The following is an 11,698-nucleotide window of genomic DNA, read 5'->3' as shown; positions in this document are numbered from 1 at the left end:
CTGGCTTCGATGAACTGAAGCAACTTGCTGCCGAAAACTTCATAACTCGTTGTTTACCAAAGAGTTTTCCGTTTCGACTGCGCCGGAAGTGGGGCGAATTATAGGCTTCCAGAATCTGTCGTCAAGGGTTAATTACACTTTTGTGGCAGAAGGTGCTTTTTTGGCAATAAGGCGGGGGATTCGCCGCATAATTGGCGGCACCCGCAGCATAAGAAGCAGCGCACCGATGGAAGCATAGACAGCCCACTCCTTCAAATCAGCCCGAACTATCCAGAGCATGTGCAGCAGACCAAGCCCGAGAATCACATAGACCAAGCGATGCAACTTCTTCCAACGACTACCCAACCGTCGCTGGCTGTAGCGATTAGAGGTGACAGCCAGCACTAATAAAGCAAGAAACCCCAACGCCCCCACAATTATGTACGGCCGCTTGCGCAGCTCCACGCCGAGCTGGGACCAATCGAGTCCAAGGACGAATACGCAATAAGCCGCCAAATGCAGCACAACATAGGCAAAGCACCACAAGCCCAATTGCCGGCGTACCGCGATCCACCCCGCCCAACCGCTCAACTTCTGCAGCGGCGTCATCCCGAGCGTGATCAGCAGCAGAATCAACGTACCCAGGCCCAGGCGATCGACCAGCACTTTGCCCGGATCAGGCCCAAGGGCAAAACTCCAGGCCTCATATAGCCAGAGCAATGGCCAAACCGCCGCAGCTATGAAGACCCCAATGCGCCAGATTGGAAAGCGCATCAGTAGTTCTTCCGCAGGTCGAGACCTGTATATAAAGAAGCGACCTCATCGGAGTAGCCATTGAACATCTGCGTGTCGCGCACATTCGGGCTGAACAGGCCACTGGGGAGACGTCGCTCCCGCGCCTGGGTCCACCGCGGATGGTCGACCGTAGGGTTCACATTCGCATAAAACCCATATTCATCAGCCGCAATGCTTTGCCAAGTGGTTTTCGGCTGTTCGCTGACAAGGCTGATCCGCACGATGGATTTGACACTCTTGAAGCCGTACTTCCACGGCACCACCAGGCGCAACGGCGCACCATTCTGGTTAGGCAGCTCCCGCCCATACATGCCAACGGCGAGGATCGCCAGCGGGTTCATCGCCTCATCCAAGCGCAGCCCTTCTACATAAGGCCAGTCGATCAAGCCAAAACTGGAGCGCTGCCCAGGCATGCTCTTCGGATCCTGAAGGGTTTCAAAACGGATGTACTTCGCCTTGGAGGTAGGTTCAACCTGCTTGAGCAAGGCCGATATCGGAAAACCGATCCACGGAATCACCATCGACCAGGCCTCAACGCAGCGCAGGCGATAGATGCGCTCTTCCAGTTCATAGGGCTTCATGAAGTCTTCCAAGGCATAGCGCCCAGGCTTCGCCACCTCACCATCGATCACAACACTCCAAGGCTCGGTCTGGAGCGAACCTGCATTCGCCGCCGGGTCGCCCTTGTCGGTACCGAACTCATAAAAGTTGTTGTAGTGGGTTGCATCCTTGAACGGCGTGATCGCCTCGTCCTTGACCGTCACCGCCTGCCATTTCGTACCAGGAAGCTTCTCGGCAAACCAACTGGGCGCCCTGCCCGCCTCGACATCGGCATAGCGCGCTGCATCGTCCGCACTGGCCCAACGCGGCAAGCTGCTGGCGGCAATACCGGCCAGCGCACCGCCGAGCAAACTGCGACGAGAGAAATAGAGGGATTCAGGCGTGACATCCGATTCGTGGCAATCGGACGCTTTAGGCAATTTGATTAACATGGCAACTCCGCAGCATTGGAGAACTGATGCACCAATAGACTGCGGAGTATGGGGGAAATTACATTAAGGCAATGTTTTGTCCCGGCGCAGATGCAGCAAATACTGAATCGGACCAGAAGCGGCGTAAACCAGGAACGCCAGCAGCAGAATCCGCGGCGGATCACTGAACACCACAGCAAACACAAGCACCACCACAAGGATCGCCACGAAAGGCACGCGCCCTTTGAGGTCCAGCTCCTTGAAGCTGTTGTACTTGATATTGCTGACCATCAGCATGCCGGCCGCTGCAACCATCAAGGCAACCAGGAACGACATCTTCGAGCCCTGAATACCGTAGTCACTGAATGCCCACACAATACCGGCCACAACCCCCGCCGCTGCCGGGCTGGCCAGACCGATGAAGTAGCGCTTGTCGGCAGTTCCCACCTGGGTATTGAAGCGCGCCAGGCGCAAAGCGGCACCGGCAACATAGATGAAGGCAACCATCCAGCCAACCTTGCCCATGTCACCCAATGCCCAGGCAAACGCCAGCAGCGCAGGTGCAACACCAAAGGCGACCATGTCCGACAGCGAGTCGTATTCGGCGCCGAAGGCGCTCTGGGTATTGGTCATCCGCGCTACGCGCCCATCCAGGCCGTCGAGCACCATGGCCACGAAGATTGCGATGGCAGCAAAACCAAAATACTTACTGGCACTCGCCGCATCACCTGCAGCCAGCGCACTTTGGGCACTCATGGAGTTGATGATGGAATAAAAGCCGGCAAACAGGTTCGCAGTCGTAAACAGATTGGGCAGAAGATAGATGCCACGATGCCGGACCTTACGGCCTTCGGCGTCATGCCCTTCTTCGACATGTTCATCGATCGGCAGCATGCTTTCGGCGTCGGAAGCCTGATTTGGCTCTTCGGGACGTTCGCTCATGGACTTTACCTTGCAACGGTGTGAAAAAATTCGACAGATACTTGCGGCGAGTGTTCGCCCGCAAACGATGCAGCTTTATACCAGAACCGGCCCCTCAAACGAAAAAACGCGGCCTAAGCCGCGTTTTCCCTTGATGCGTACGACTTAGTTTTTGGCTTTGTCGACGATCTTGTTGGCACCGATCCACGGCATCATGGAACGCAGTTGCTCGCCGATGACTTCGATGCCGTGAGCGGCATTGTTACGACGCTTGGCGGTCATCGAAGGGTAGCCGGTAGCGCCTTCGCTGATGAACATTTTGGCGTATTCGCCGTCCTGAATACGTTTCAGGGCGTTGCGCATGGCCTGGCGGGACTCGGCGTTGATCACTTCCGGACCGGTCACGTACTCGCCGTATTCGGCGTTGTTGGAGATCGAGTAGTTCATGTTGGCGATACCGCCTTCGTACATGAGGTCAACGATCAGCTTCAGTTCGTGCAGGCATTCGAAGTAGGCCATTTCCGGCGCATAGCCAGCTTCAACCAGGGTTTCGAAACCAGCCTTGACCAGCTCAACGGTACCGCCGCACAGAACGGCTTGCTCGCCGAACAGGTCGGTTTCAGTCTCGTCCTTGAAGGTAGTTTCGATGATGCCGGTGCGACCGCCACCAACACCGGCTGCGTAGGACAGGGCAACGTTCTTGGCGTTGCCCGACGCATCCTGGTAGATCGCAATCAGGTCAGGAATACCGCCGCCTTTGACAAACTCGGAACGCACGGTGTGGCCCGGGGCTTTCGGCGCGATCATGATCACGTCCAGGTCAGCGCGTGGCACAACCTGGTTGTAGTGAATCGCGAAACCGTGGGAGAAGGCCAGGGTGGCGCCTTTCTTGATATTCGGCTCGATTTCGTTCTTGTACAGCGCGGACTGGAACTCGTCCGGGGTCAGGATCATGACCAGGTCGGCAGCTGCAACGGCGGAAGCGACGTCTGTCACTTTCAGGCCATGGGCCTCGGCCTTGGCAACGGTAGCCGAGCCTTTGCGCAGACCAACAGTGACGTCTACGCCGGAATCTTTCAGGTTGCACGCTTGGGCGTGGCCCTGGGAACCGTAGCCGATGATGGCGACTTTCTTGCCCTGGATGATCGACAGGTCACAATCTTTATCGTAATAAACTTTCATGAGGTTCCTCTATATATCCAGGCCGTAAGGCCATTCGCTAATTTGGGTTAGATGCTGAGTACTTTGTCGCCACGGGCAATCCCGGTGACACCACTGCGTACGGTTTCCAGAATCGAGGCCGTCCCGATCGACTGGATGAAGCTGTCCAGCTTGTCGCTTGTACCGGTCAGTTGAACGGTATAAACGCTGGCGCTCACATCGACGATCTGCCCACGATAAATATCGGTAGTCCGTTTGATCTCGGCACGTTGGGCACCCGTGGCCTTGACCTTGACCAGCATCAGTTCGCGCTCGATGTGGGCACTTTCCGACAGGTCGACCAGCTTGACCACTTCGATCAGCTTGTTGAGGTTCTTGGTGATCTGCTCGATCACCTCATCGTGCCCCACGGTGGTCAACGTCAGGCGCGACAGGGTCGGGTCTTCGGTCGGGGCCACGGTCAGGCTTTCAATGTTGTAGTTGCGTTGCGAAAACAGGCCGACAACACGGGACAGAGCGCCGGGTTCGTTCTCCAGAAGCAGGGAGATAATATGCCGCATGATTAAGTACGCTCCGTCTTGTTCAGCCACATGTCGCGCATAGAGCCGTCTTTGATCTGCATCGGATAGACATGCTCGCTGGTATCCACCTGAATATCGATGAACACCAGGCGGTCCTTCATGGCGAACGCCTCTTCCATCTTCGGCTTCAGATCTTTCAGATCGGTGATGCGAATGCCGACGTGGCCATAGGCTTCAACCAACTTGACGAAATCCGGCAACGATTCCATGTAGGAATGGGAGTGACGGCTACCGTAGCTCATGTCCTGCCACTGGCGAACCATGCCCAGTACACCGTTGTTCAGGCAGACAATCTTCACCGGAAGACCATATTGCAGGCAGGTCGACAGTTCCTGGATGTTCATCTGGATGCTGCCTTCACCGGTGACACAAGCCACGTCGGCATCCGGGAAGCTCAGCTTCACGCCCATGGCTGCAGGGAAACCAAAGCCCATCGTGCCCAGGCCACCGGAGTTGATCCAGCGGTTTGGCTTGTCGAACCTGTAGTACTGGGCTGCGAACATCTGGTGCTGGCCCACGTCGGAGGTCACAAAGGCGTCGCCCTTGGTCACTTCGCACAGGGTTTCGATCACGGTTTGTGGCTTGATGATGCTGCCGTCGCCCTTGTCGTAAGGGAACAGGCCACGGTCACCACGCCATTCGTCGATCTGCTTCCACCAACTGGCAACGGATTCCTTGTCCGGTGCCTCGCCAATGTCCTTCAGTGCGGCGACCATTTCGGTCAACACGCTTTCCACCGGACCCACGATCGGCACATCGGCCTTGATGGTCTTGGAAATAGACGCCGGGTCGATGTCGATGTGGATGATCTTGGCATTCGGGCAGAACTTGCTCGCGCCGTTGATCACACGGTCATCGAACCGCGCGCCCACGGCCAGGATCACGTCGGCGTGGTGCATGGTCAGGTTGGCGGTGTAGCTGCCGTGCATGCCAAGCATACCGACGAACTGACGATCAGAACCCGGGAATGCACCGAGGCCCATCAAGGTGTTCGTCACCGGCAGGTTGAGCAGCTTGGCCAGCTCGGTCAGTGGAGCAGAACCACCGCCCAGAATCACGCCGCCGCCGGAGTAGAGCACTGGACGCTTGGCCGCCAGGAGCATTTCTGCCGCCTTGCGGATTTGCCCCGAGTGCCCACGCACGGCCGGGCTATAGGAGCGCAGCTTGGCTTTTTTCGGAAAGACGTACTCGAATTTCTCGGCCGGGTTGGTCATGTCTTTCGGGATATCAACCACCACAGGGCCCGGACGACCGGACTGTGCGAGGTAGAACGCCTTTTTCATGATTTCCGGGATTTCCGATGCATGCTTGATCATGAAGCTGTGTTTCACGATCGGGCGGGAAATACCGATCATGTCGGTTTCCTGGAATGCATCGGTACCGACCATGGTGCTGGCGACTTGGCCGGAAATGATCACCATCGGGATGGAGTCCATATAGGCAGTCGCGATGCCGGTAATAGCGTTGGTTGCGCCTGGGCCGGACGTTACCAGTACCACGCCGGCTTTACCGGTGGCACGGGCGTAACCGTCAGCCATATGGGTCGCGGCCTGTTCGTGGCGAACCAGGATGTGGGTAACAGCCGGTTCCTTGAACAGTGCGTCGTAGACATGCAGCAGAGCACCACCTGGGTACCCGTAGATATAGTCGACGCCTTCGTCACGCAAAAAGCGGACGAGCATCTCACCGCCAGATAAAAGCTCCACGTTGTTCACCTCTAAAACGCCAGAATACCGTCCGTTAAAAACCGACGGGTCTTAATAGGTTTACTTCTCAACAGAGCATGAGCGACGGTGGTCGCCGACTACGTCAGCACTGACTGAGCAAGTATTGGGATCGTCCCAAGTGTTGCGGGCTTTTCCCACCCAGCGCGAGGTAACGCGTTGCGGGTGTTACAGGTCGGCGCGGATGTGCGCCTCATGATCTGCTGAGCGGGCCTGCTTCTGGCAGTCCCGATACAGCGGACTTTGGATTCTTCTGTTTCAGGCCGTTCAAGTCAAGCAATAATTGCGCTTTTTTCCAACTAAGCGCATGAGAACGTAGAAGAAAGGGCTTTGAGGAGGGATAAAACTCGCCTGAATGTCGTCAAGCGGTAGAAATGTGCGCAAGACTGCCGAAAAAACCGGCAGTCAGGCAATTAACGAGCGTCGACGATCAATTGGTCGAACTTTTTCAGCGCGTTACGTAAGCCAAGGCTCTCCAATGGTCGATCGGCGTAGACCATCTCGGCCATTTCCAGGATCCCAGACGCGTTCGGCAATGGCAGGTCCTGCTCCAGGATCTGCTTCATGCGCACGAGGAAGATCCATTGCAGCCACTGGTGAAAGTCCAGGGTATCGACCGAAAAGGGCTCGACACTGCTGAGCGCTTCAGCACTGGGAGCCACTTCGTCCCACCAGCCCTGCACGCGCAGTTCGCGCTCAATCAGCAATAACTGTTCGGCAATCGCAGGAAAACGCGCATCCATCAGAGGCTGACCTTGGCTTTCTGCCGTGCCTGGGCGGCACCCGCGGCATCTCCCTGGGCGGCACGCGCATCACCGATCAAGGCCCACAGGCTGGCTTGCAGGGCCGGGCGACCATTGGCCAGGGACAGGCCACGGCGAGCGAATTGCTCGGCTTGGGGTGCATCGCCCTGGGCCATGCGCACCTGGGCCAGACGATACAGCACTTGCGGCTCGCGAGGCGCCACGCGCTGGGCACGTTCAAGGCTCGAGGATGCGCCATTCAAGTCGCCCCCCGACTGCTGCTGTTGAGCGGTGGTGAGCAACGCCAGCACGGGGCCATCCAGTTGTTCGTCAGCCGACAACCCACCTGCGCTGGACGCCGGCGGAATCCCGCTTGGTGTCGATGGCATGTTGTAGGTGCCCTGGTTGACCGGCGCGGTTTGAATCGGCGCGGAATCTACCGGCCCGGAAGTGCTGGGGCCTGGGGTCCATGGTTCGGCACTGATGGGCGCCGAGGTCGCAGCACCACTGCCGGGCACCATAACAACCACGCCTGAATCCTGCGGTATCGCTTGGGTTGCAGCTTGGGCAGGACGCTTGACCACGGTCTGGCGGAAGCCGCCGTTGGCCGAGATGCGGTCGTTATTGGAGACGGACGTGCTTGAGTCCACCACGGGGATAGAGCCGCGCTGCACGCTGGAGCAACCGCCGAGCAAAGCCAGAGCCGCAATCGCTGGAATCCACAACTTGTTCACTTGAAACCCTCTTTGCTTAATTCATCCAGCCCTTGACCCAATCCATCACCGATTCCGCGTCAGCAGGGGCACTGCCACCGCATGCGGCGCCGGGTGGTGGTTCGCTGCCGCGAATATACGGCATCTGTACCGCGCCCGGACAGTTGGCATCAGAGCCTTGGCCGGTATGCGGGTCGATCCAGGCCTGCACGATATTGTCCGGCTGCGGCATGTTGAGCGGCAACGGGTCGGCCTTGCGCATGAAACTGGTCCACACCTGCAACGCACCAGTGGCACCGGTAAACGGAGTCTTGCCGTTATCGTCACGCCCCAGCCACACCACGGCCAATACGTCCTGGCCAAAGCCCGCGAACCAGCTGTCACGCGAATCGTTACTGGTACCGGTCTTGCCGGCCAGGGTCAGGTTCGACGGCAGCACGTTATAGACCGAACGCCCGGTCCCCTCACGCATCACGCGCTGCATGGCGTTCTGGATCAGGTAGATAGAGCCCGCGTCGAAACGCTGCTGGATCTGGAACGGATAACGCTTGAGCGGCTCGCCATCGGCAGTCAGCACACTGCGAATACCGCGCATCGGCGTATTGAAGCCGCCGTTGGCCAGGGTTTGGTACATGGTGGCCACTTCCATGGGCGTCATGGCCGCAGCGCCCAGTAGCATGGACGGAAACGCCGGGAACTCACGCTCGACCCCCAGTCGCGCCAACGTCTTCAGCACATTCGGCACACCGACCTCAAGCCCAAGGCGTGAGGTCGAGATGTTGTAGGAATGCGCCAACCCCTGATATAGGAACACCGTGCCGTGGGAGCGGCGGTCGAAGTTTTTTGGCGTCCAGACCTGGCCGTCCGCGCCTTTGACCGACAGCGGATCATCCGACAGCCAACTGGTCAGCGTGTACTTGCTAGGTTTTTCCAATGCGCTCAAATAGACAGCGGGCTTGACCAGCGAGCCTATCGGACGCACAGCATCCAGCGCACGGTTGAAGCCGGCGAAGCTGGCCTGGCGGCTGCCGATCATGGCCTGGACTTCACCGGTTTCCGGATTGGTCACCACCATGGCGGCCTCGACCTCATCCGAGCCTTTACGGCCGGTCAGGCGCTTGAAGGTGTCGTTGACCGACGCCTCGGCCTTCATCTGCAGGATCGGGTCGAAGCTGGTGAAGATCCGCAGGCCCTCTTCGGTCAAGTCTTCGTCACGGTAGTCTTCACGCAACTGACGCTTGACCAGGTCGATAAAACCGGGGAATGAGCTGTCCGCCAGCTTGCCGCGGGTGGTCACACCCAGCGGCATTTTCTTCGCGGCGGCCACCTGCTCGGCCGTGGCAACACCTTGCTGCTCCAGCACATCGAGTACCAGGTTACGGCGCTCAAGCGCACGCTCCGGGTTGCGGCGCGGGTTGTAATAGGACGGTCCCTTGACCATCCCCACCAGCAACGCGACTTGATGCAGCTTCAACTCGGACAATGGCTGCCCAAAGAAGAATTGGCTGGCCAAGCCGAAACCGTGCACTGCGCGCTGGCCATCCTGACCGACGAATACTTCGTTGAGGTAGGCCTCGAGGATTTCCTGCTTGCTGTAATGCAACTCCAGCAACATTGCCATCATGGCTTCGGTGAGTTTACGGGTCAGGCTACGTTCGTTGGTCAGGTAGAAGTTCTTGACCAATTGCTGCGTGAGCGTACTACCGCCCTGGGTCATCTTGCCGCCGGAAGTGTTGACCCAAATGGCGCGGGCAATCGACTTCGGCGAGACGCCCCAGTGGCTGTAGAAGTCGCGGTCTTCCACTGCCACCAGGGTTTCCAGCAGGTATGGCGGCACCTGATCGAGTTTGATCAGGATGCGATCTTCAAGATTTTTCGGGTAAATACCGCCGATCATCAAGGGTTCCAGGCGCACCACCGGCAGCTTGGAACCATTGAGCGACGACAGCTCAGCCACATAGTCGCCGGAAAAACGCACGCGCACAGGCTGAGCTTTTTCCAGGCCTTCGTAGAACTGGAAGCCACGGGTGTTCAGGTCGACGGTATTACCGCTGACGGCCGCCGCACCCGGACCATTGCTCACGGGTTCGCGACGGTAGCCCAGTGCGTCGAGCTCGGTCAGGAAGTCTTCCTTGCTCAGCTTCTGGCCAGAGAACAACTCCAGCGGGCGTGCGTACACCTTGGCCGGAATGGTCCAGCGCTTGCCGGAGAACTTTTCCTGCACCACGGCATCGAGGTACACCGCAAAGCCGGCGATCACCACAAGGCCTACCAGGCCAAGCTTGAGCGCCCAGCCCAGCCAGGGGCGCAGGCTGCGGGAAGGAGGTTTTTTACGGGAACGGGGAGATCGGGTTCGAGTCATGGCGGCGGATTATACGCACTTTATTGATGATCAACATGAGCCGGACAGCGGTTTGCACGACTGGCATCAGCAGCCATAATGCCCACCATCACCATGATTTCTCCCCGACTTTGAAGGATCGCCCGTGAGCCAGTCCCTGATCGCTGCCCTGCAAAACCCGGCTTTGTACCCTCATCCGGTTGAAGCGTTTCAAGTCATCGAGACCCATATTTCCTGGGTGATACTGACAGGTGCCTACGCATATAAACTGAAGAAGCCGATGAACTTCGGCTTTCTGGACTTCACCCAACTGGAGGATCGCGGCCACTTCTGTCGCGAAGAACTGCGCCTCAACCAGCGCCTGACCGCAGATTTGTATCTTGAAGTGTTGCCAATTACCGGCACCTCCGAGGCACCGCAACTGGGCGGCGATGGCCCGGTGATCGAGTACGCGCTGAAGATGCGTCAGTTCCCGCAAAGCCAGATGCTCAGCACCCTGCAAGCCAACGGCGAACTGACCTGTGCGCACATCGACGAGATGGCCCAGCAGATTGCGCACTTCCACCTCACCGCCCCCAAAGTCCCACAAGAGCATCCGGCCGGCACGCCGGAGGAAGTGATGGCTCCGGTGCGCCAAAACTTCGACCAGATCCGCCCGTTTCTTAGCGACAAGGCCGACCTGACTCAACTGGAGGCCCTGCAAGCCTGGGCTGAAAGCAGCTTCGAACGCCTCAAGCCCTTGCTGGAGCAGCGCAAGCTCAATGGCTATACTCGCGAATGCCACGGTGATATCCACCTGGGCAACGCGACCCTTATTGATGGTCACGTGGTGATCTTCGACTGCATCGAGTTCAACGAACCCTTCCGTTTTACCGATGTGTACGCAGACACCGCCTTTTTGGCCATGGACCTGGAAGATCGCGGCCTGAAAAGCCTGGCACGGCGTTTTATCAGCCAGTACCTGGAACTGACCGGTGACTACCAGGGCCTGGAGCTACTGAACTTCTATAAAGCCTACCGTGCGCTGGTTCGCGCCAAAGTTGCGCTGTTCAGCATGCCGAGCGAAGCAAGCCCGGTGCAACGCGCCAACACCCTGCGCCAGTACCGCAATTACGCCAACCTGGCGGAAAGCTACAGCACCATTCCGTCTCGCTTCCTGGCAATCACCCATGGCGTGTCAGCCGTGGGCAAGAGCCACGTCGCCATGCGCCTGGTCGAAGCCCTGGGCGCCGTGCGCCTGCGCTCGGATGTGGAACGCAAGCGCCTGTTTGGCGAGCAACAGATCGAAAACACGCCACAGGCAGGTATCTACAATCATGATGCCAGCGCTGCCACGTATGCGCGCCTGAACGAAATTGCCGACACAGTGCTGCGCGCCGGTTACCCGGTGGTGCTGGATGCGACCTTCTTGAAACGCGCTCAACGTGACGCGGCTGCCCAAGTCGCCGAAGCGACCGGGGCGCCGTTCCTGATCCTCGATTGCAATGCGCCTCAAGCCGTTATTGCCAGTTGGCTGGCACAACGTCAGGCGGATAAAAACGACCCGTCCGACGCAACACTGAGCGTTATCGAAGAGCAGCAAGCCAGTCGTGAGCCGCTGACAACACAGGAGCTGTTGCTGAGCAAGCGTGTCGAGACCAATGAAAGCGGGACCCTCGACGCCTTGGTCGCCCATATCCGTCAACGTTTGCCGGGCCTATAAGAAATATTTCGCGGTCGTGTCGCCTACTTCGGCGCACAACCCGAAATAGTGGCACTATAATGGCGTC

10 protein-coding genes are annotated in these 11,698 nt (G+C 58.3%); 1 reads left to right on the top strand and 9 read right to left on the bottom strand.

The genetic code is table 11. The features are described from left to right. Positions 1 to 132 precede the first annotated feature (132 nt). The 9 genes from msrQ to mrcB form a co-directional block, all read right to left on the bottom strand. Positions 133 to 753 carry a protein-methionine-sulfoxide reductase heme-binding subunit MsrQ gene (gene msrQ, locus KVH01_RS25905; RefSeq protein WP_043050591.1) on the bottom strand — a complete coding sequence of 207 codons (621 nt, stop codon included), beginning with the start codon at positions 751 to 753 and terminating at the stop codon, positions 133 to 135. Continuing rightward, positions 753 to 1,766, bottom strand: coding sequence for a protein-methionine-sulfoxide reductase catalytic subunit MsrP (gene msrP / locus KVH01_RS25900; protein ID WP_217883376.1), 1,014 nt, complete (start codon positions 1,764 to 1,766; stop codon positions 753 to 755). The genes msrQ and msrP overlap by 1 nt, the downstream gene beginning before the upstream one ends. A gap of 63 nt (positions 1,767 to 1,829) precedes the next feature. Further along, the gene (gene pssA / locus KVH01_RS25895; protein WP_005791399.1) at positions 1,830 to 2,687 is read right to left on the bottom strand and encodes a CDP-diacylglycerol--serine O-phosphatidyltransferase; all 858 of its coding nucleotides are present in this window, start codon (positions 2,685 to 2,687) and stop codon (positions 1,830 to 1,832) included. A 144-nt stretch (positions 2,688 to 2,831) separates the two neighbouring features. Further along, the gene (gene ilvC / locus KVH01_RS25890; RefSeq protein ID WP_003176099.1) at positions 2,832 to 3,848 is read right to left on the bottom strand and encodes a ketol-acid reductoisomerase; all 1,017 of its coding nucleotides are present in this window, start codon (positions 3,846 to 3,848) and stop codon (positions 2,832 to 2,834) included. 47 nt (positions 3,849 to 3,895) lie between these two features. Further along, complete coding sequence (gene ilvN, locus KVH01_RS25885) at positions 3,896 to 4,387, bottom strand: acetolactate synthase small subunit (RefSeq protein WP_003176102.1); 492 nt, start codon at positions 4,385 to 4,387, stop codon at positions 3,896 to 3,898. A gap of 2 nt (positions 4,388 to 4,389) precedes the next feature. Beyond that, positions 4,390 to 6,114 (bottom strand): acetolactate synthase 3 large subunit, encoded by a 1,725-nt coding sequence (locus tag KVH01_RS25880; RefSeq protein WP_217883375.1) that lies wholly within the window; start codon positions 6,112 to 6,114, stop codon positions 4,390 to 4,392. A gap of 431 nt (positions 6,115 to 6,545) precedes the next feature. Next, complete coding sequence (locus KVH01_RS25875) at positions 6,546 to 6,875, bottom strand: YqcC family protein (protein WP_043050594.1); 330 nt, start codon at positions 6,873 to 6,875, stop codon at positions 6,546 to 6,548. Continuing rightward, positions 6,875 to 7,609, bottom strand: coding sequence for a tetratricopeptide repeat protein (locus tag KVH01_RS25870; protein WP_217883374.1), 735 nt, complete (start codon positions 7,607 to 7,609; stop codon positions 6,875 to 6,877). The genes KVH01_RS25875 and KVH01_RS25870 overlap by 1 nt, the downstream gene beginning before the upstream one ends. A gap of 16 nt (positions 7,610 to 7,625) precedes the next feature. Continuing rightward, complete coding sequence (gene mrcB / locus KVH01_RS25865; protein WP_043050596.1) at positions 7,626 to 9,950, bottom strand: penicillin-binding protein 1B; 2,325 nt, start codon at positions 9,948 to 9,950, stop codon at positions 7,626 to 7,628. Positions 9,951 to 10,074: 124 nt separating this feature from the next. On the opposite strand from mrcB, the gene KVH01_RS25860 reads away from it, so the two are divergent. Continuing rightward, on the top strand, positions 10,075 to 11,631 hold the full coding sequence (locus tag KVH01_RS25860; RefSeq protein ID WP_217883373.1) for a bifunctional aminoglycoside phosphotransferase/ATP-binding protein: 1,557 nt from the start codon (positions 10,075 to 10,077) through the stop codon (positions 11,629 to 11,631). Positions 11,632 to 11,698 lie beyond the last annotated feature (67 nt).

The sequence above is a fragment of the Pseudomonas khavaziana genome (genome assembly GCF_019145205.1).
In the GTDB taxonomy this organism is placed as follows: domain Bacteria; phylum Pseudomonadota; class Gammaproteobacteria; order Pseudomonadales; family Pseudomonadaceae; genus Aquipseudomonas; species Aquipseudomonas khavaziana.
Note: the sequence above shows the minus strand (reverse complement) of the source record. Positions and strands in the feature narration are given on the sequence as shown.